This window comes from Pseudomonas gessardii (assembly GCF_001983165.1).
GTDB lineage: Bacteria > Pseudomonadota > Gammaproteobacteria > Pseudomonadales > Pseudomonadaceae > Aquipseudomonas > Aquipseudomonas gessardii.
Genome location: NZ_MNPU01000001.1, coordinates 85,861 through 105,447 on the forward strand (window position 1 = coordinate 85,861; position 19,587 = coordinate 105,447).

Sequence of the window (19,587 nt, forward strand, 5' to 3'; positions counted from 1 at the left end):
TGTTCCTGCCTGTCATTTGGATGGGCATCTACTTAACACTTAGGAAAACCTGTGTCATGAAAAGCAATTTATTGATGAGTGTCCTGTTGCTTGCTAGCGGTTTTATCGCCCCCCTGGCTATTGCGGCAGATGGCACCATCACCCTGACCGGTGAAATCACCGGCACTACCTGCACGATCAGCGGTGGAACCGGCGGTGTCGCAGGTTCCGGTGCGAACTTCCCGGTGGTCCTGGACAAGGTGCAAGCCAGCGCCCTGGCGAGCGACGGTGCAACCGCCAGCTCGAAACCTTTCTTCATCTATGTGGGCGGTGGTGCCAGTTGCGCGGATGCGACCAAGGTCGCGGTGTTGTATGAAAGCACCAGCCCAGCCATCAACCCCGCGACGGGCAATTTGCGGAACACGGCGTCGAAAACCGCCGCCGCCAAAGTGGAAGTGCAGATTATCGACGGCGCCACCCTCAAGCCGCTGGATTTGCGCACGGGGCATGCGTCGACCACGGCCACCGTCACCGCAGGCCTGGCGACATTGCCCTTTGCCGCACGGTATGTAGCCACGGGCGGCGCGGCGGGGGTCGGGCTGGTCAGTACGGCGGTGCAGTACTCAGTGGTTTTCCCCTGAGCGCGTACCACACCCACGTTCAGTCCTGACCCGTGAGGGTGCCGACCATGCCTAGTTTGCCGCTGCGTCTTCAGGTTGCGCTCTGCCTGTGCCTGGCCGTCGGGCAGGTGCAGGCGGGGGTGGTCATCAGCGGCACACGCCAGGTCTACCCGCAGCCGCGCCGGGAAATCACCGTGCAGGTCACCAACGATGACCGGCAAGCCGCACGCCTGGTCCAGGTCTGGATGGATGATGGTGATACCCGGCTGGCAGCCGAACACAGCGATGTGCCGTTCAGTATCAGCCCGCCGGTGTTCCGCCTGGATCCGGGCAAGAGCCAGGCCATACGCCTGGCCTACACCCAGCAGCCGCTGCCCGCCGACAAGGAGTCGCTGTTTTGGCTGAATGTGCTGGAGGTGCCGCCCGAAGGCCAGAAGCCAGGCGTGACCACCGCCGAAGACAGCCAGAACCGCTTGCGTTTTGCCTTTCGCATTCGCACCAAGGTGTTTTTCCGGCCCCATGGCTTGGCGGGCAATCCCCAGGACGCGCCGGGTCAACTGACCTGGACCTTGCGTACCGGTAAACAGGCGGTGCTGCGGGTATTCAATCCGTCGCCTTTCCATGTGACGTTTCATGAAGTGGCATTGGCCATGGGGCCCCAGGCGGAAGCCGCACGGATCCTGACCGACCAGCAAGGCATGGTTGCACCCTACGCCAGCCTGGATCTGGCCTTGCCGCCATTGATGCAGACGGTGCCTGAGGATGCCCAGGTGCAGTTCCAGTACATCGACGATTTCGGTGGTTTCTCGGCACCCCAACGGGCACCTCTCTAGCGATACGAAACCTGACTTATGTTTTTTTACATGCAAATCTGGATGCGCAGGTATTTCCCCCTGCCAGCCCTGTACCTTCCCGGCCTTGTGGCTGCCAGCCAGATCGTTACGGCGTTTTTTTGCCCCGAGGCGTTGGCGTCGTCGGTGACCTTCGACCTGGAAGCCTTTTCCAGTGGCCTTGCACCGGGTGTCGATATTTCCCGGTTCAACCGCCACGATAGCCTGGCTCCCGGCAAGTATCGCGTCGATGTGTTGGTCAATGGCCAGCCGGCCGGGCGCCATGCCCTGGATTTCATCGGGCTGCCCGGCCAGGACGCTGTGGTCCCTTGCCTGGACTGGCCGCTACTGGCCCGCCTGGGCGTGGCCCAGGACAAGGTCGACGGCGACCGGCCGGCTGGCCTGCCCGTGGCCCCCGGCCCAATGTGCGGGGACTTGGCGCAATGGATCCCCATGGCCTCCAGCACCGTTGATCCCGGTGCCCTGCAATTGGCCCTCAGCGTGCCACAGGTGTACCTGACGCCGGCGGCCCGTGATGGCGTCGATCCGTCCCAGTGGGATGAGGGGATCGATGCCGGTTTGCTCAGCTACAACTTCAGCGCCTCGACCATGACGGCGGGCAGCGGTGCAGACCGTGGGTACCTGGGGCTTAACAGTGGCATCAACCTGGGCAGTTGGCGCCTGCGTCACCAAGGCGCGCAGTCCTGGGATTCCAGGCGCGGTGCCGAGCGCTATCAGAATACCGCGACCTACGTGCAGCGCAGCCTGGGTGCCTGGCATTCGCGCCTGACTCTGGGCGACAGCTTCAGCAGTGGCCAGATCCTGGAAAGCGCTCGCATGCGGGGGATCAGCCTGGGCACCGATGAGCAAATGCTTGCGCCATCGCAACAAGGCTATGCCCCGGCGGTGCGGGGCATCGCCGACAGCAATGCCACGGTCACGGTCAGCCAGGACGGCTATACGATCTACGAGACTACAGTGGCGCCCGGGCCCTTTGTCATCACTGACTTGTACCCCACAGGTGGCGGCGACCTGAGGGTCACGGTGCGGGAGGTCGATGGCCGCCAATACAGCTACAGCGTGCCTTTCTCGGTGGCGCCGCAGCTGCTGCGCCATGGCGCGAGCCGCTACAGCCTGGCGCTCGGCGAGGTCCGTCAACAGGGCGTGGAGGGCCAGGCGCCCCTGGCGTTCCAGGGCACCCTGCAGCAGGGTGTGCTGGACGATCTGACGCTGTATGGCGGCGCCAGTGTTTCCCAGGGCTACGCCCAGGGCAAAACCGGGTTGGCCCTGAATACAGGCGTGGGCGCATTTTCCCTGGACACTACGACTTCGCGCACGCAGGTGCCAGGGAGTGGAGAGCTGTCGGGGCAGAATATAGGGGTGGGCTACAACAAACACCTGGCGCAATCGGGGACTCACCTGGTCTTGGGTGCTTATCGTTTTTCCACGCAGGGCTACCTGAACCTGACAGATGCCATCAACGTGCGCCAGTTGGGCCGCCAAGGCCAGAACGCGAGCATTTACGCCCGGCAAAAGCAGCGTGTCGACCTTACCGTCAGCCAGCAACTGGGGCAGGGCACGCTGGGGTTCTATGTCAGCTCTACCCAATATTGGGGCCCGCGCCTGAGCCAGGAAACCGCCTTCAATCTGAGTTACGGCGCGACCTGGCGCACACTCAACTGGAACCTCAGCGCACAGCGCTCGCGGGTCGAAGCGGCCCACGCGGCCAGCCACCAGGAGGACAGCGATTCGCTCTTCTTTGCCCGCTCACACAACGCCGGTCAAGTCGATAACCGCCTGATGGTCACATTGTCCATGCCCGTGGGCAGTAGCGCACGCGCCCCCAGCCTGAGCAGCAGCCTCAGCCGCAGTACCGGTGACAGCCGCGGCAGCCAGCAGCAAGTCGGCATCAGCGGCATGCTCGATGACGACGCGACGCTCAACTACGGCCTCACCGGCAGCCGCGCTGCAACCCCAGGGGCCGCCCAGGGCAGTTTCAACGGGTATGCCGGGTACAACGCCAGCACGGCGGCCCTGCGGCTAGGCTATGGCCAGAGCCAGGACAGCAGCCAATGGTCGTTCAGCGCCGACGGTGGGATGGTGCTCCACGAAGAGGGCCTGACGTTCTCTCACTACCTTGGCGAAGCCGCCGCCCTGGTACATGTCCCCCATGCGCAGGGCGCACGCTTGAGCAATGGCAACCACCTGCGGGTGGATCGCCAGGGCTATGCCGTGGTGCCTTCGCTCAGGGCATTCCAGCCCAATACCGTGGGGGTCGATCCTGCGGGCAGCGCTTATGACGTAGAGCTGCAGGAGACGACGCAACGTATTGTGCCCACCTCCGGGGCGTTGGCGCGCCTGCGGTTCGCCACGGTGGCCGGCCGTGCGGTGGTGGTCAAGGCCCTGCGGGAAAACGGCCAGCCGCTGCCATTCGCCGCCCAGGTGTTCGATGAGCAGGGTGGCGAAGTCGGGGTCATTGGCCAGGCCAGTAAAGCGTTTGTCAGGGGGATCGCCGATCGCGGTACGCTCACCGTCAAATGGAGCGAGACGGCCGCCGACCGTTGTTATATCCACTACCGCTTACCGCCCCAGGCGGCCCGACGCCAGGCCCGGGCCGATCTGTTGCAGGGCCAATGCGTGGGCATGGCACCCGGTCGGGAGGTCACGGCGCGATGAACCCGACGACCCGGCCTGGCCACGTATCCAAGCGCTGTGCGCTGCTGGCAACGTTGATGATCGTCGGCGTGGTGTCGGCATGCGACGTACAAGCCAATGCCCGGTGTAGCCCGGCGCCTCCCGTGGTGCTTTCCATTGAGCCCATCAGTGTGCCGGCCAACCCGCAGATGGGGCAGGTGTTGGGCAACCCCCAGGGGTATGTGCTCGACTCCCCCAACGCCCTGAGTTGCTCCTACGGGGTTGGCGTTCTTTCTGATCATTGGTCGTACATGAGCGTGCCCAATAACATGGGTTTTACCGGCAAGTACTTTGGCCATTCCGGGTTATCGCTGCCGATTTTTGCCACGGGCACGCCAGGCGTGGGATTTGGCGTGATGGCACAGGACCGTGACGGCGGGGAGTGGAAGTTTATCAACCAGGGCATCTCGAACCTGCGCGGGCCGATGCGCCCTGGCCTTGCCATCTGGGGCGTACGCGTGCGCGTGGTGTTCTTCGTGACCGGCGCGGTCCAGGGTGGGCCGATATTCTCGCGGCCGTTCGCGCAGTTCAGGGTTCACCCCGATTTCAATGCGGCGCATTTATTTACCTTCGGCACGATCGCTGTCGGGCCACCCCTGAAACCCACCTGCTCGGTCGCCACGCCCTCGGTCCCGATCAATCTGGGCCCTGTGGCCGTGACCGAGTTCAGGGGGGGAGTGGGCAGTATCGCCGGCAGCGCCACCCGCGATATTCAACTGCAGTGCGCGGGCGGGACAGGGGGCCAGCAGGATGTGCTGGTGACGGTGACCGACCAGACCCAGCCGGCCAACCGCAGTGACCGTCTGACCCTGACCGGGGATTCCACCGCCTCCGGCATCGCCTTGCAACTGCTCCACGGCAGCACCGTAGTGAGCTATGGCGCGGACGCCAACGCCATCGGCAACCCCAACCAGTGGCAGGCCGGCAGCACGGGCAATGGCAGTTTCCTGATTCCGCTGACGGCCCGCTACATCCAGACCGAACCCGCCGTACGCCCTGGCACGGCCAATGGCCTGGCTACCTTTACCTTGAGCTACCGATGAGCAGCGCCTGGATGCGTCTGGCGCTGGCAATACTGGGTATAGGCCTGGTGTGGGGCGCACGGGGTGAAATCGTGATTGACCGGACCCGTATCATTTACCCGGCCAGCTCGGAGCAGGTCACGGTCAACCTGACAAATGAGGCGGACAGCCCACGGCTGGTGCAGGTGTGGATTGATGCGGGCGATCCCCGGGCCCGCCCTGAAGACAGTGACGTACCGTTCACGGTGACCCCGCCGATCCTGCGCATGGACGCCGGCCAAGGCCAGGCGTTGCGAGTGGCCTACCATGGGGCGGCGGCGCAGTCGGATGTGGAGCAGGTGTATTGGCTCAACGTGCTGGGTATCCGGCCCGCAGCGAACACGAGCCATGCGTTGCAGCTCGCCTTCCGCAGCCGGATCAAACTGTTCCTGCGTCCGCCGCTGTCGCCAGGGCGGGCGGAGGCCGCCGCCCAGGGCCTGCAGTGGCGTGTGCTCAAGGACGTCACCCTGCAGGTGCAAAACCCCAGTGCCTATCATGTGAGCCTGGCCAGCGTTGTACTGGGGATTGAAGGGCGTCAGTACCGCAATGATGACCCGCCCATGCTGGCTCCCCGATCCAGCGCTATCGTGACCCTGCATGGGGCGCCGGGCAGTGGGCCGGGCGAGGCGCGGGTGCATTTCACTACCCTGGACGATCACGGCCACGCCCGCAACCATGAAGCGCCGCTCAGCCCCCAGTAGGCGTTGGTTTTATAAAGGGGAGAGTTGCTGCGCCATCTGGATAAACGCCAGGGTCGCCGGCGAGGACTGGCGACGGTCCAGCACCGCCAAGCCGATCTGCCGTGGCACGTTGGGCGATAATGGCCGTTGCACGTAGCGCGGCGGGCTGTCCTGCGGCAGCGACGCCTGGGCCACCACACTCACGCCTGCGCCCCGGCTGACGGTGTCCAGGGTGCTGAGCAGTTGCGAGCAGCGGTAGCGCACGTTGGGCTTGAGCCGGGCGCTGTGGAATAACCGCTCCACCAACTCCGAAGAGCCCGCCTCGGTCAGGATAAACGGGTCGTGACACAGCTCCTTGAGTGTCACGCTGGCCTGGTGGGCGAGGGCATGGCCTGGGGGCAGCAGGGCGACCATCTGGTCCTCGAACAGCGCAACCGTGTCGAAGCGTTCCTGTTCCAACACCACAAAGCCCACGTCAATGCGCCGCTCATCGAGCCACTGCAGTACCTGGCGGTCGGGGCCTTCGTCCACATGCACTTCGATTCCCGGATGGGCCTGGCGAAAGGGGTCGAGGATCCTGGGCAACAGGCGAATGGATGCGGTTGGCCCGAAGGAGCCGATGCGCAAGGTCCCGCTTTTCATGCCCCGGGCATCGGCCGCTTCCTGTTGCAAGGTGTTGGCCAGCCCGAGCATCGCCCGCGCGCGCAGCAGCAGTTGCTGGCCGATATCACTGAGTTCGACCGGTGACTGCTGGCGGCGGAACAGTTCCACCCCCAGTTCCTGCTCCAGCGACTTGATGGCGTGGGACACCGCTGACTGGCTGATGCCCAGGCGCTGGGCAGCGCTGGTGAACCCGTGCAGTTGCGCCACCAGCGAGAAGATTTCCAATTGGGTGAGGGTCATGAGGTTTTACTCATTTTACGATGACTGGGCATTAGGAAAAGAATACGCCAAACCGCCTCTTCAATACTCAGGATCCTTATGCCCAGCTCAACCCTTGTACTTGCCGGCGACCGCCTGACCTACGCCAAGCTGGCGGCCGTGACCATGCTCTGGGGCGGTACTTTTGTTGCCGGCCGATTCCTCGCGGCGGACCTGGATCCGTTGCTGACGGCGAGCCTGCGCTTTGTCCTGGCCAGCCTGGCATTGCTGCTGTTCATGGCCTTTGCGCGTATCCCCCTGGCCTGTCCCGCACCTGCGCAGATGGCGCGGTTGCTGCTGCTGGGGTTTTTCGGGATCTTTTTCTACAACCTGTGTTTCTTCTATGGCCTGCACTTTATCAACGCTTCACGCGCCTCGCTGATCGTGGCCCTCAACCCGGCGGTGATCGGCCTGGCGTCATGTTGGCTGTACAAGGAGCGGCTGGGGCGCAGCAAGCTGCTGGGGATCGTCCTGTGCCTGGCTGGCGCTGCGGGCGTGATTGTCAGCCGCGACCCGTGGCTGTTGCAGGGCAGGGCGGATGCATGGGTCGGCGACCTGTTGATTTTCGGCTGTGTGCTGAGTTGGGGCGTGTATTCCCTGGGTTCCCGTGAGTTGAACCACAGCCTTGGCCCCTTGCAGACGGTGACCTGGTCGGTGCTGCTGGGCACCTTGATGCTGTGCCTCGCCACCGTGGTGACGGGCAGGCTGACGGTGCAGGCGCTGGGGGCCATCCACTGGCCCCATCTGCTGGGCCTGCTTTACCTCGGGGTCCTGGGCTCGGCCCTGGCCTACATCGGTTATTACGACGGCATCCGGCGTATCGGGGCGACCCGGGCCGGGGTGTTTATTGCCCTCAACCCACTGACGGCAGTGGTCTGTGGCGCGTTGTTGCTGGGCGAGCAACTCAACACGCCGATGTTCGGCGGCGCGGTGCTGATCCTGCTGGGCATCTACCTGTGCAACAAACCCCTTGCGCCCGCCCGGGCATAGGGATTTGATAAGGAATACGGACAAAGTGGTTTACGCTGTGTAGAATCAATTTACGCATACAAGAATAAGCGCCTGTTTCCATGCAGGCCTCGTCCGCCAGAGACGCCCGTAAGAGACCGATCCAACCATGAAGCTACTCGGGTTCCAACTCATCTACGGTGACTTCCTCGCCCGCAGCGTGCGGGGCATTTCCTGTGCGCCACCGGCCTACCTCATCCTTGCTGGCAATTAATTTACTTAATTCTAAAAAGATGATGAGGCGCCAAATCATGGCAGATCTATACGAAAACCCAATGGGCCTGATGGGCTTTGAATTTATCGAATTCGCATCGCCGACCCCGGGCACCCTGGAGCCGATCTTCGAGATCATGGGCTTCACCAAGGTTGCGAGCCACCGCTCGAAAAACGTGCACCTGTACCGCCAGGGCGCGATCAACCTGATCCTCAACAACGAACCCCACAGCATCGCTTCGTACTTTGCCGCCGAGCACGGTCCGTCGGTGTGTGGCATGGCGTTCCGCGTCAAGGATTCGCAGCAGGCCTACACCCGTGCCCTGGAACTCGGCGCCCAGCCGATCCATATCGAAACCGGCCCGATGGAACTGAACCTGCCGGCCATCAAGGGCATCGGCGGCTCGCCGCTGTACCTGATCGACCGTTTCGGCGAAGGCAACTCGATCTACGATATCGACTTCGTGTTTATCGAAGGCGTGGACCGCAACCCGGTGGGCGCCGGCCTGAAGGTCATCGACCACCTGACCCACAACGTCTACCGCGGGCGCATGGCCTATTGGGCCAACTTCTACGAGAAGCTGTTCAACTTCCGTGAAGCGCGTTACTTCGACATCAAGGGCGAATACACCGGCCTGACCTCCAAGGCCATGAGCGCCCCGGATGGCATGATCCGCATCCCGTTGAACGAAGAGTCGTCCAAGGGCGCGGGCCAGATCGAAGAGTTCCTGATGCAGTTCAATGGCGAAGGCATCCAGCACGTGGCCTTCCTCACCGACGACCTGATCAAGACCTGGGACGCGTTGAAGAAGATCGGCATGCGCTTTATGACGGCGCCGCCCGACACCTACTACGAAATGCTCGAAGGCCGCCTGCCAAACCACGGTGAGCCGGTGGAGCAGTTGCAGACGCGGGGTATTTTGCTGGACGGTTCGTCCGTGGCCGGCGACAAGCGCCTGCTGCTGCAGATCTTCTCGGAAACCCTGATGGGCCCGGTGTTCTTCGAGTTTATCCAGCGCAAGGGGGATGACGGCTTCGGCGAAGGCAACTTCAAGGCCCTGTTCGAGTCCATCGAGCGTGACCAGGTCCGTCGTGGTGTGTTGACCACCGACTGATCCCGCACCCTACAGGAGCCGGCTGGCCGGCTCCTGTACCCTCAAGCCCGGCGTTGACGCACCAGGTGCTTGAACCCCTCGAACACCAGCACCATCACGGCCAGCCAGATCGGGATGTAGGTCAGCCACTCACCCGGCCCGATGCTTTCTCCCAGCAGCAAGGCCACCCCCAGCAACAGCACCGGCTCCACATAGCTGAGCAGGCCGAACAGGCTGAACGCCAACAGCCGGCTGGCGATGATGTAGCACACCAGCGCCGAAGCACTGATCAGCCCGAGCATCGGGATCAAGCCATATAACCCTTTGTGTGCATCCAGCACGGCGAAGCCCTGTTCGCCACTTTGCACAAACCACAGGGCCACCGGCAGCATCAGCGCCATGTCCAGCCACAGGCCGCCCAGGTGGTCGGTCGCCAGGCGTTTGCGCAGCACGAAGTAGATCGGGTAGCCGATGATCACCAGCAGCGTCGCCCAGGAAAAACCGCCCACCTGGTACAGCTCGTTGAGCACGCCAATCGCCGCAAACACCACCGCGATCAGTTGCAGCCGCGAGAGCCTTTCGCCATACACCAGGCGCCCGGTGAGGACCATGGTCAGCGGCAGCAGGAAGTAGCCCAGGGACACATCCAGGCTGCGGCCATTGAGCGGCGCCCACATAAACAGCCACAATTGCACCCCTAGCAGCACCGACGACAGCACAATCCCACCGATCAGCCGGGGCTTGCCCGCGAGCAATTGCAACAATTCCCACACTTGGCGCCACTCACCACTGACCACCATGAACACCGTCATGCACGGCACGGTCAGCAACATGCGCCAACCAAAAATCTCCAGGCCGCTCAAGGGTGCAAGCAGTGATGTGAAGTAATACATCACGGCAAACAACACCGAGGCCGCTACCGATAAAACAACACCTTTAGACACACAGTCCTCGCCAAACCGATTCAAACAAAAGAGGGGGCATTTCAGGTGGGAATATATTGCTTTTGAGGTGAGACGTTTGCTCTGTTTTACGGCATCTTATGGGAAATTTTCTCACGCCCAAGGTTCTCCAGCATGCCCGCCAGCCCCCAGCCGCCCCTGGATGATTTCGACCGCGCGATTCTCAAGCACCTACAGCGTGACAACACCACCGCACTGCGGGTGATTGGCGAACAGGTCAACCTGTCGACCGCCGCCGTACAGCGGCGCATCAAGCGCATGCAGCAGGGCGGGGCGATCAGCGCGAATACGGCGGTGGTCAATCAGGAGGCGGTGGGCAAACCGATCACTATCCTGGTGGAGGTGCACGCCGAACGCACCCATATCGAAGACCTCGACGTGCTCAAGGCGCAGATGTCGATCCCTGAAGTGCAGCAGTGCTACTACGTCACCGGCGATGCGGATTTCATGCTGGTGATCGTGGTGGAAACCATGAAGGCCTACGAAACCCTGGCCCGCACGCTGTTCTACGAGAACCGCAATATCAAGTGGTTTCGCAGCATTGTGGTGATGGACCGGGTCAAGGTCAGCCTGGATGTGCCGCTGGGTTGATGTGGGAGCAGGCAAACCAGCTCCCACGGGGGCTCAGGTGCGGTGAAGGCGCCCGGAGACAAAGTGCCCCACATCATTGAACCCCGCTGTCGACGCATGCCCCGGTGTCACCAGTGAGTCAATAAACGCCTCATCCTCAGCACTGATCTTCACACCGAGCGCGCCGGTATAGGCGTCCCACTGCGCTTCGGTGCGCGGCCCGACAATCGCCGAGCTGACCGCCTGGTTGTTCAAAACCCAGGCAATCGCAAACTCCACAATCCCCACGCCACGCCCCTGAGTGTACTGCTGGATCTGCTGGGCAATGCGCAGCGACTCCACGCGCCATTCGGTTTCCAGGATGCGTTTGTCCTGGCGTGCGGCGCGGCTGCCGGCTTCGGGGGCGATGTCCGGCGCGTACTTGCCACTGAGCACGCCACGGGCCAGCGGGCTGTAGGGCACCACGCCCAGGCCATAGGCGGCTGCGGCGGTGATCTGTTCCACCTCGGCCTGGCGGTTGACGATGTTGTACAGCGGCTGGCTGATGATTGGCCGGTCGACCCCCAGGCGTTCGGCCACGCGCACCACTTCGGCGATGCGCCAGCCGCGGTAGTTGGACAGCCCCCAGTAACGGATCTTGCCCTGGCGGATCAGGTCGCCGATCGCCGAAACCGTGACCTCCAGTGGGGTGTCGTGGTCTTCGCGGTGCAGGTAGTAGATGTCCAGGTAGTCGGTGTCGAGCCGGGTGAGGCTGGCTTCCAGCGCGTTGAACAGGCGCTTGCGGTTCAGGCCGCTGCGGTTGGGCAGGCCGTCCGGCGGGCCGAAGCCGACTTTGGAGGCCACGACCCAGTCGGCGCGATGGCGGCTGATGGCTTCGCCGACAATCTCTTCCGAGCGCCCGCCGGTGTAGACATCGGCGGTGTCGATAAAGTTGATGCCCTGGTCCCAGGCCTTGTCGATGATGCGCAGCGAGTCTTCGGTGTGGGTCTGTTCGCCAAACATCATGGTGCCCAGGGTCAGTGCGCTGACCTTGAGCCCGGACTGGCCCAGTGTGCGGTAAATCATGGTGAGTTCCTCAAAAGCGCGGACAGTTGCTATGCAATACCAGAGAGCAAGGCGCTAGAACAGCTCTGGCACGGACAAAGAGCGCATGACCATCCTTATATGGCAATGGCGTAAGTAATGAAGTGGTGTGCGGGCGCCGGGGCCGGGCGGTCGATCTGCGGGATAGCATCGAGCAGGGCGCGGGTGTAGGCATGCTGGGGATGGTCAAACACCTCGCGCACAGGGCCGCTTTCCACCACTTCGCCGTCCTTCATCACCAGCACCCGCTCGCTGACCTGGTTGATCACCCCCAGGTCGTGGGAAATGAACAGGCAGGCCAGTTTCAGGCGTGACTTGAGGTCGGCCAGCAGCGCGAGGATCTGCGCCTGTACCGACACATCCAGGGCTGACACCGGCTCGTCGCACACCAGCACCTGGGGGTTGGGCGCCAGGGCGCGGGCAATGGCGATGCGTTGGCGCTGGCCGCCGGAAAGTTCCAGGGGGCGGCGGTTGAGCACGCTGGCATCCAGGCGCACCAACTCCAGCAACTCCAGGGTGCGCGCCGGCCATTCCCGGCGCGGCAGGCCGGCGACGTGCAGCGCCTCGTCAAGCACGCGGGCCACGGTGTAGCGTGGGTCGAACGAACTTTGCGGGTCCTGGAACACCACCTGGATACGCTGGCGCAGTTGGCGGCGTTGTGGCGCACTCAGCGCGCTCCAGGGCCGGCCGTTGAGCCACACATCGCCGGCGTCCGGGCGCTCCAGGCCCAGCAGCATGCGGGTAAGGGTGGTCTTGCCGCTGCCGGACTCGCCGACAATCCCCAGGGTTTCCCCGGCCCGCAGGCTGAAGCTGGCGTTGTGCACCGCGACATGGGGCTGGCCGTCGGGGCCGATAAAGGTTTTTTGCAGGTTGCGCGCCTCGATCAGCGGCAGGTCGAAGCGCTCGACGCTGGCCACTTTCGGCACCGCCAGGGCCGGGCGCTGGAAATGCACCGCACGCCCGGCACGCAGTAGCGACTGGGTGTAGGGATGCTGCGGGTCATGCAGGATCGCCTCCACCGGACCCTGCTCGACAATCACCCCGTGATGCATCACCGCCACCCGGTCGGCCAGGCGCGACACCACCGCCAGGTCATGGCTGACCACCAGCATCGCCATGGCCTGGGAGCGCAGGGACTCCAGCAGGGCCAGGACCTGGGCCTGCACCGTGGCGTCCAGCGCCGTGGTCGGCTCATCGGCAATCAACAGGCGCGGGCCGGCGGCAATCGCCGAGGCAATCAGTGCGCGCTGGCGCAGGCCGCCCGACAGTTGATGGGGGTACTGCAAGGCGCGCAACTCAGGCTGCGGCACGCCGACCGCGCGTAGCAACTCGATCACCCGCGCCTGGCGCCCATGGCGGTCCAGCGCCGTGTGCAGGCGCAGCGGTTCGGCAATTTCCTGGCCTACCGGGCGCAGCGGGTCGAGGGAACCAAGGGCGTCCTGCATCACACAGCCGATCTGCGCACCGCGCAGGGTCTGCCAGGCGCGGTCGTCCAGTTGGCGCAGGTCGGTGCCGGCAAACGCCAGGCGCTCGGCCTGCACCCGCGAGCCGGCGCCGCTCAGGCCGCTGAGGGTGCGTGAGGTGACGGTCTTGCCCGAGCCGGACTCGCCCACCAGCGCCAGGCATTCACCGGCAGCCAGGCTGAACGAGATGCCCTTGATAATCGCTGTGTGGCCAAACTGCACCCGCAGGTCTTGTACATCCACTAACGGACTCATCGGGATTTACCCTCGCTGCGCGCCAGCCAGTCCCGGCCAATGGCGGTGATCGACACCACCGTCAGGATGATCGCCACACTCGGCCAGGCCACCAGCCACCAGGCATTGGCCAGGTAGTTGCGGCCCATGGCGAGCATCGAACCCCATTCCGGCGCGGGCGGTGAGGCGCCAAAGCCGAGAAAGCTCAACGCCGCGCCGGTGATGATGTTATGGCCGATACCGATGGTGGCGAGGATCAGGATCGGCTTGATCGCATTGGGCAGCACATGCCGCAACACCACGGCGGCGCGATGCCGACCGAGGGTGGTGGCGGCTTCGACGTAGGGGGCATCGCGCACCACCAGGGTCTGCGCGCGCACCATCCGTGCAAAACGCGGGATGCTTGCCACGCCCACCGCGATCAGGGTGATCCACAGGCCCTGCCCCCAGAACGTGATGATTACCAGGGCCAGCAGCAAGTCGGGAAAGGCCAGCAGCACATCGATCAAGCGCATGATCGCGCCATCCACCAGGCGCGGCCCCAGCCCGGCCGCCAGGCCGAGGAGGATCCCGGCGCCCAGGCCGATGGCCGTGGACACCAGGCCCATCAACAGTGAAGGCCGCACCCCGTGGATCAAGCGGGCAAGTACATCGCGGCCGTTTTCATCGGTGCCCAGCCAGTGGCTGCTGCCGGGCGGCAGGTAGGCGTTGCGGGCGGCGGCGGCCAGTGGGTCGGTACTGGTCAGCCAGTGCGGCACGAGCGCCGCGATCAGCAAGCCGAGCACGAACAGCCAGGCCAGTGACAGGCCGGGGCGAAAGGTGTTCGGCAAGGCAAGGGTAAAGTGCCAGGGAGCTGCATAGGTGCTCATGCCCGGCTCCTCGCATACTGACTCTGCGGGTACGGCAACCCCAGGTGCTCACGCAACGTGCTGCCACTGTACTCATGGCGAAATACCCCGCGCTTGCGCAGCAGCGGCACCACTTCATCGACAAACACCTCGACCCCTGAAGGAAACATGTCCGGCATGATGTTGAAGCCATCGGCGGCGCCCGCGAGGAACCAGTGTTCGAGGGTGTCGGCCACATGTTCCGGGGTGCCCACCAGCAAGCGATGGCCGACCAGGATGCGCCGCGACAGTTCGCGCACGGTCAGGCCTTCGCGGCGGGCCAGGTTGAGTTGAGCTTCGAGAAACCCCTGGGAGCCTTTCTCATAGGTGCCGATCTCACCGATCCGCGCCCACGGCAGCGGCGCATCCAGCGCCAGCTCCTCGGCGGGGATGCCAATCCGCGCAGCCACTTGCTGAATCAGGCCCTGTTCGCCGTGGTAGGCATTGAGTTGATCAAAGCGCGCCTGGGCTTCGGCCTCGCTGCTGCCGATCACCGTGGACAGGCCCGGCATGATTTTCAGGTGCTCGGGGTTGCGTCCCCATTGCTGGGCGCGTTGTTTCATGTCGCGGTAGAAGTGCTGGCCATCTTCCAGGCTGGTCTGGGTGGTGAAAATCGCATCGGCATAGCGCGAACCCAGGGCCTTGCCGCCCTCCGACGAGCCCGCCTGCACCAGCACCGGCCGGCCCTGGGGCGAGCGCGGCAGGTTCAGCGGGCCCTTGATGGAAAAGTGCTGGCCGACAAAGTCCTGGGGGTGGATCTTGCCGGGGTGGGCATAGCGCCCGTTGACGGCATCGCCGATGACGGCGTCGTCCTCCCAGCTGTCCCAGAGCTTGCACGCGATGTCGATAAACTCTTCGGCGCGGGCATAGCGCTGTTCGTGCTGCAACTGGTTGGCCAGGCCGAAATTCTGCGCGGCGGCGTCGGTGGCGTTGGTCACCACATTCCAGGCGGCGCGGCCGCCGCTGATATGGTCCAGGGAGGCAAAGCGCCGCGCCAGGTTGTAGGGGTCGTTATAGGTGCTGGAGGCGGTGGCGATCACCCCCGATGCGCTGTGTGGCCAGGGCCACGGCGGTCAGCAGGATAGTCGGTTCCAGGCGGCCCAGCGGTTGCGTGGCCACATCGCCTACCAGGGCCGGGCCGTCGGCGAGGAAGATCGCATCCAGGCAGCCCCGTTCGGCAATACGCGCGATAGTGCGGTAGTACTCCACATCCAGGTAGGCATTGGCCGGTACTTCGCCGACCCGCCAGGCCGCCGCGTGGGCGCCGAAACCGAGGATGTTCATGCCAATGCTCATATGCTTTTTCATGCAGGTTCCTGGGGTTAGACGGCGCTGGCTTCATCGCGGGCGCTGGCCTGTTCGGGGTGGTCGGCCACCGCCTGTGCCTGGGCGGCGCGCCAGGCGGCAGCGGGGCTGACATCGTTGAGGTAGAAGTCGCCCAGGGCCCGCTCGCGGTAGATCGCCGGGTTGTGCGAGGCCAGGGTGCGGGCATTGCGCCAATGCCGGTCGAGGCGCCGCACCTGGCTGGTGGCCGAGGCACCGCCGACCTCGAACAGCAGGCTGGTGGCTTCCAGCACCAGGGGCAGGATCACTTGCTGGGCCTGGTAGGTGCGCACATCCGCGTTGACATAGTGTGCCTCGCTAATGGAGCCGTCGAGCACGGCCTCATGGGTGGTTTGTAACACCTGCGCGGTGCTCTGCACCAGACTGTCGGCGGCATAGGACAGGCTCGACAGCTTGCCGATCACCCGTTGCACCAACGGATCCAGGCGCGGGCTGGATTGCCCGGGAATGCCGAAGGCGCGGGTGCGGCCCTGGACAAATTCGACGGCATCGCGCAACGCGGCGCGGGCGATCCCGGCCAGGGTCGCCAGGTGGAACAACTGGTAGAACGCCGAGATATACGACTCGGCCCGCAGTTCGTCGGGCTTGAAGCGGCGCAGTAGCTGATGTTCGAGCACCGTCACCTGGTCGAAGCGTGTAGTACCGCTGCCACTTAGGCGCTGGCCAAAACCGTCCCAGTCATCCACGCGGGTCACGCCGGGTGCATCGGTGGGCACCACCACGCTGATAAAGTCGGCCCCGTCGGCGGCGGCCACGGCGATCCAGTCGGCATACAAGGTGCCGGTGCAGTAATACTTCTGGCCGTCCAGTTGCCAGCCTTCGGCGGTGGGTTTGAGGGTTACCGAGTTGCTGGTGGTGTCACTGCGCTCGGCCATGGCCGCGCCCCACAATTGCCCGGCGACCACCTTGGGCAACCAGTATGCCTGGGAGTCGCGATCCAGGCTGACCAGCCGGCCTTCGACAAAGCCGAAATGCGCGCGCACGATCTGGGGCAGGTTCGAGTCGGCGCTGCCCAGCTCAATCAGCAAGGCGAACAGCTCCGGCAGGCTGGCGCCGAGGCCGCCCTGGCTGCGCGGTACGCGCAGGGCGCCAAAACCTGCGGTTTTCAGCCAATCGACGGCGTCGAAGGCCAGGGTGCGCTCCTGCTCACGTTGCACCGCGCCTTGGGCAATGCGCTGGAAAATCGGGGCGAAGCGTGTGTGCAGTGGGGTGTCGCTCATAGTCGGTTCCTTACTTGAATACAGTATTTGAGGTTGTCGGTGATCCACTGTGGGAGCAGCCTGTGTGAATCAGCCGTCATCGCGGTTTAACCCGTGGATCAATCAACCCGTTGAGCACATCCACCACCAGGTTCACCACCACATAAACCAGCGCCGCCAACAACGTGATCCCCAGCACCACCGGCGCATCCTTGGCCACGGCTGCATCGAGCATCATTCGCCCGATACCCTGGCGGGCAAACAGCATTTCGGTGACCACCGCGCCGCCCAGCAGGCTGGCGAAGATAAAGCCAGACAAGGTCACCAGCGGCACCAGGGCATGGCGCAATGCGTGGCGCAGGCGCACGGCGGTCTGCGACAGGCCACGGGCGCGGGCCATGGCGATAAAGGGTTGCTCGAGGATGTCTTCCAGCTCCTGGCGCAACACCTGGCTGAGCATCCCGGCAATCGGCAGCGCCAGGGCCAGGGTCGGCAGGATCAGGGTTTGCCAGCCGTTGGAGCCTGCCGGCGGCAGCACCGGCCACTGGAACGAAAACACCAGCAACAGCAAAATCCCAAGCACGAATGACGGCGATGACGACAACACCAGCTCGCTAGCCGAAGCCACACGGCGCACCCAGGGATTGCGCTTGGCGGTAAGCACGGCGCTGGCCAGGGCCAGGCCGATGGCCAGCAGCGCCGCACTCAGGGCCAGTTGCAGCGTCGCGCCAATCTGCTTGCCGATGGCCTCGGTGACGGGAATGCGCAAGCGGTACGACTCGCCGAAATCACCGTGGGCGATCCGCCCCACATAGCGCCCGTATTGCACCCACAACGGTTGGTCAAAGCCGTATTCCTCGCGGACCTGGGCCAGTTGCTGCGGGGTGGGGATGGCGTCCGGCCCGCCGAGAATCGCCAGCACCGGGTCGCCGGCACTGAAATGGATGGCAACGAAGGTCAGGGTGGCCGCGCCCCACAGCACGCCCAGGCCGGCCAGTAGTCGAGCGGCAAGCCGTTTCATGGTGCCTCCTGGTCCAGCCAGACGCTGGTAAAAAATGGGGTGTTGTGCACGGTGTCGAAGATCAGCCCCTTGACCGCCGTGCGATAGGCAATCAGCACCTGGCTCTCGAAGTCCGGCACCGCCGGCACCATTTCGGTCAGGCGTTGTTGCGCGGCGCTGTACAGGGCCTGCAATTGCAACGGGTCATGGGCGCGGCGGGCGGCGCTGAGCAGTTGGTCCAGGTGCGGGTCGCTGAGGTTGCTGAGGTTGTTGCCACTTTTGCCTGGCGAGGCGCGCGAGTCGCTGTGGTACAGGATGTACAGGCCGTCGGGGGTGTTGGTGTGCCAATAGCCGCCGCCGATGGCGTCGTAGTTGCCCGCCGTGCGGCGGTCGCTGAGCTGGGCCAGGGGCAGCATTTGAATGGTCAGTTGCATGCCGACTTTCTTCACGTCCGCCTGCACGGCAACCGCAACGTTGCTGGGGAATGACGGGCTTTCAAAACCCAGCAGTTGCGCCGTCAGGCGTCGGCCGTCCTTGAGCCGATAGCCCTGGGCATCGCGCTGGGTCCAGCCGGCTTCGTCCAGTTGGCGGTTGGCGGCGTCAACGTCGTATTTCAAGACATCGCGGTAGGCCGGGTCGTAGAACGGCGTGTTCACCGCCAGGTAATCGCTCTTGGGCAAGAACTCGCCGAACCCGGCAATCCAGGCCAGGCCGTCACGGTCGATGGCCTGGGCGATGGCCTTGCGCACCCGCACATCGTCGAACGGGAAGCGCAGGGTGTTGAAGGTAAGGCTGCGATAAGGGCTGGCCATGCGGATTCGATTGCGCACCACCAGGTTCTGCGAGGCGCGCATCGCCGCCGTATTCTGCGCCGGGGCATCCAGGGTGAAGTCCGAGCGTTTGGATTGCAGGGTGCTGTAGCGGGTCATGGCCTCGGGGACGATGTTCAGCTCGATACGGTCCAGGTAGGCCGGGCCGACGTGCCGGGTGACCGGCGGTGCCCAGTGGTAATCGGCGCGCTTGATAAAGGTCGCGCCTTGTTCGCGGGTGTAGCTTTGCAGTACGAACGGCCCGGAACCGATGGGGTGCTCGGCGATGCTCCTGGGCGCTTCGCGGATCTGTTTGGGCGAGACCATGCTCAGCCAGGACTGGGCCAACACATACAAAAACGGCGAGTAGGGCTCGCGCAGGCGGGCCTCGAAGGTGTAGTCGTCGATGATCCGGCCCTCGATGTAGGGCGCGATATAGGCGGCGGCCAGGGGGGATTTGGTGGCCGGGTCGCGCATATGTTCCAGGTTGACCCGCAGCGCCTCGGCGTTGAATTTTTCGCCGTCGCTGAAGGTTACGTCGTCACGCAGGTGGAAGGTGTAGGTCTTGCCATCTTGCGAGACGTCCCAGGACTTGGCCAGCCAGGGCGAGAGTTTGCCGTGCTCGTCCTGATACAGCAGGCAGTCGTAGACGATGCGCGCCAGCCATTGCACGTTGCCGTGGTAGCTGGAATGCACATCGAAGGTGCCGGTATCCAGCGCGGCCGACATGCGCAGAGTGCCGCCCGGCGTGCCCTGGCGGGTTTGGTGGTAGTCGCTGGGGTCGTAGCTGAGCAGGCCCTGGGCGTCCAGGTGCCCGTCCACCCGTTGCATCGAGCTGGGCGGTGGGGTGTCCGGCGAGCAGGCGCCCACCAGCAGCAACCCCAGGAGCAGGCCAAACCGGCTCCAGTGATTGATCGGCATCGTCAAGGCTCCCAC

At 64.3% G+C, this 19,587-nt stretch carries 18 protein-coding genes; 8 read left to right on the forward strand and 10 right to left on the reverse strand.

Annotated features, from left to right (window positions below; all coding sequences use genetic code 11):
• Positions 1-56: 56 nt before the first annotated feature.
• The 5 genes from BLL38_RS00410 to BLL38_RS00430 are packed head-to-tail and all read left to right on the forward strand — an operon-like array spanning position 57 to position 5,885.
• Positions 57-620: a fimbrial protein gene (locus BLL38_RS00410; protein WP_076960793.1), complete on the forward strand. Its 564-nt coding sequence runs from the start codon at positions 57-59 to the stop codon at positions 618-620.
• Positions 621-667: 47 nt separating this feature from the next.
• Positions 668-1,432 (forward strand): fimbrial biogenesis chaperone, encoded by a 765-nt coding sequence (locus BLL38_RS00415; protein WP_076960794.1) that lies wholly within the window; start codon positions 668-670, stop codon positions 1,430-1,432.
• A 30-nt stretch (positions 1,433-1,462) separates the two neighbouring features.
• Positions 1,463-4,105 carry a fimbria/pilus outer membrane usher protein gene (locus BLL38_RS00420; protein ID WP_090413040.1) on the forward strand — a complete coding sequence of 881 codons (2,643 nt, stop codon included), beginning with the start codon at positions 1,463-1,465 and terminating at the stop codon, positions 4,103-4,105.
• On the forward strand, positions 4,102-5,166 hold the full coding sequence (locus tag BLL38_RS00425; protein WP_076960795.1) for a fimbrial protein: 1,065 nt from the start codon (positions 4,102-4,104) through the stop codon (positions 5,164-5,166). The genes BLL38_RS00420 and BLL38_RS00425 overlap by 4 nt, the downstream gene beginning before the upstream one ends.
• A complete protein-coding gene (locus BLL38_RS00430; RefSeq protein WP_083743014.1) occupies positions 5,163-5,885 on the forward strand; it encodes a fimbrial biogenesis chaperone in 723 nt (240 codons plus the stop codon). Before BLL38_RS00425 ends, BLL38_RS00430 begins: the two co-directional genes overlap by 4 nt.
• A gap of 9 nt (positions 5,886-5,894) precedes the next feature.
• Here BLL38_RS00430 and BLL38_RS00435 read toward each other — a convergent pair whose 3' ends face one another.
• A complete protein-coding gene (locus tag BLL38_RS00435) occupies positions 5,895-6,767 on the reverse strand; it encodes a LysR family transcriptional regulator (RefSeq protein ID WP_076960796.1) in 873 nt (290 codons plus the stop codon).
• Between the two features lie 78 nt (positions 6,768-6,845).
• Here BLL38_RS00435 and BLL38_RS00440 point away from each other — a divergent pair, with 78 nt between their 5' ends.
• Positions 6,846-7,775, forward strand: a complete 930-nt coding sequence (locus BLL38_RS00440) for a DMT family transporter (RefSeq protein ID WP_076960797.1) — start codon at positions 6,846-6,848, stop codon at positions 7,773-7,775.
• Between the two features lie 269 nt (positions 7,776-8,044).
• Entirely contained in the window at positions 8,045-9,121 is a 1,077-nt protein-coding gene (hppD, locus tag BLL38_RS00445) for a 4-hydroxyphenylpyruvate dioxygenase (RefSeq protein WP_076960798.1), read from the forward strand.
• 41 nt (positions 9,122-9,162) lie between these two features.
• Here hppD and rarD read toward each other — a convergent pair whose 3' ends face one another.
• Positions 9,163-10,044, reverse strand: a complete 882-nt coding sequence (gene rarD, locus BLL38_RS00450; RefSeq protein ID WP_076961130.1) for an EamA family transporter RarD — start codon at positions 10,042-10,044, stop codon at positions 9,163-9,165.
• Positions 10,045-10,176: 132 nt separating this feature from the next.
• On the opposite strand from rarD, the gene BLL38_RS00455 reads away from it, so the two are divergent.
• A complete protein-coding gene (locus BLL38_RS00455; RefSeq protein WP_076960799.1) occupies positions 10,177-10,653 on the forward strand; it encodes an Lrp/AsnC family transcriptional regulator in 477 nt (158 codons plus the stop codon).
• Between the two features lie 33 nt (positions 10,654-10,686).
• On the opposite strand, the gene BLL38_RS00460 is transcribed toward BLL38_RS00455, so the two are convergent.
• The 8 genes from BLL38_RS00460 to BLL38_RS00490 form a co-directional block, all read right to left on the reverse strand.
• Entirely contained in the window at positions 10,687-11,697 is a 1,011-nt protein-coding gene (locus tag BLL38_RS00460) for an aldo/keto reductase (RefSeq protein ID WP_076960800.1), read from the reverse strand.
• 95 nt (positions 11,698-11,792) lie between these two features.
• Entirely contained in the window at positions 11,793-13,433 is a 1,641-nt protein-coding gene (locus tag BLL38_RS00465) for a dipeptide ABC transporter ATP-binding protein (RefSeq protein ID WP_076960801.1), read from the reverse strand.
• Positions 13,430-14,281 carry an ABC transporter permease gene (locus BLL38_RS00470; protein WP_076960802.1) on the reverse strand — a complete coding sequence of 284 codons (852 nt, stop codon included), beginning with the start codon at positions 14,279-14,281 and terminating at the stop codon, positions 13,430-13,432. Before BLL38_RS00470 ends, BLL38_RS00465 begins: the two co-directional genes overlap by 4 nt.
• Positions 14,278-15,339 (reverse strand): NtaA/DmoA family FMN-dependent monooxygenase, encoded by a 1,062-nt coding sequence (locus BLL38_RS00475; RefSeq protein ID WP_242627584.1) that lies wholly within the window; start codon positions 15,337-15,339, stop codon positions 14,278-14,280. The genes BLL38_RS00470 and BLL38_RS00475 overlap by 4 nt, the downstream gene beginning before the upstream one ends.
• Positions 15,311-15,607 carry an LLM class oxidoreductase gene (locus BLL38_RS31315; RefSeq protein WP_242627583.1) on the reverse strand — a complete coding sequence of 99 codons (297 nt, stop codon included), beginning with the start codon at positions 15,605-15,607 and terminating at the stop codon, positions 15,311-15,313. Before BLL38_RS31315 ends, BLL38_RS00475 begins: the two co-directional genes overlap by 29 nt.
• A gap of 14 nt (positions 15,608-15,621) precedes the next feature.
• Entirely contained in the window at positions 15,622-16,863 is a 1,242-nt protein-coding gene (locus tag BLL38_RS00480; protein WP_076960803.1) for an acyl-CoA dehydrogenase family protein, read from the reverse strand.
• 76 nt (positions 16,864-16,939) lie between these two features.
• A complete protein-coding gene (locus tag BLL38_RS00485; RefSeq protein ID WP_076960804.1) occupies positions 16,940-17,863 on the reverse strand; it encodes an ABC transporter permease in 924 nt (307 codons plus the stop codon).
• On the reverse strand, positions 17,860-19,572 hold the full coding sequence (locus tag BLL38_RS00490; protein WP_076960805.1) for an ABC transporter substrate-binding protein: 1,713 nt from the start codon (positions 19,570-19,572) through the stop codon (positions 17,860-17,862). The genes BLL38_RS00485 and BLL38_RS00490 overlap by 4 nt, the downstream gene beginning before the upstream one ends.
• Between the last annotated feature and the right edge of the window lie 15 nt (positions 19,573-19,587).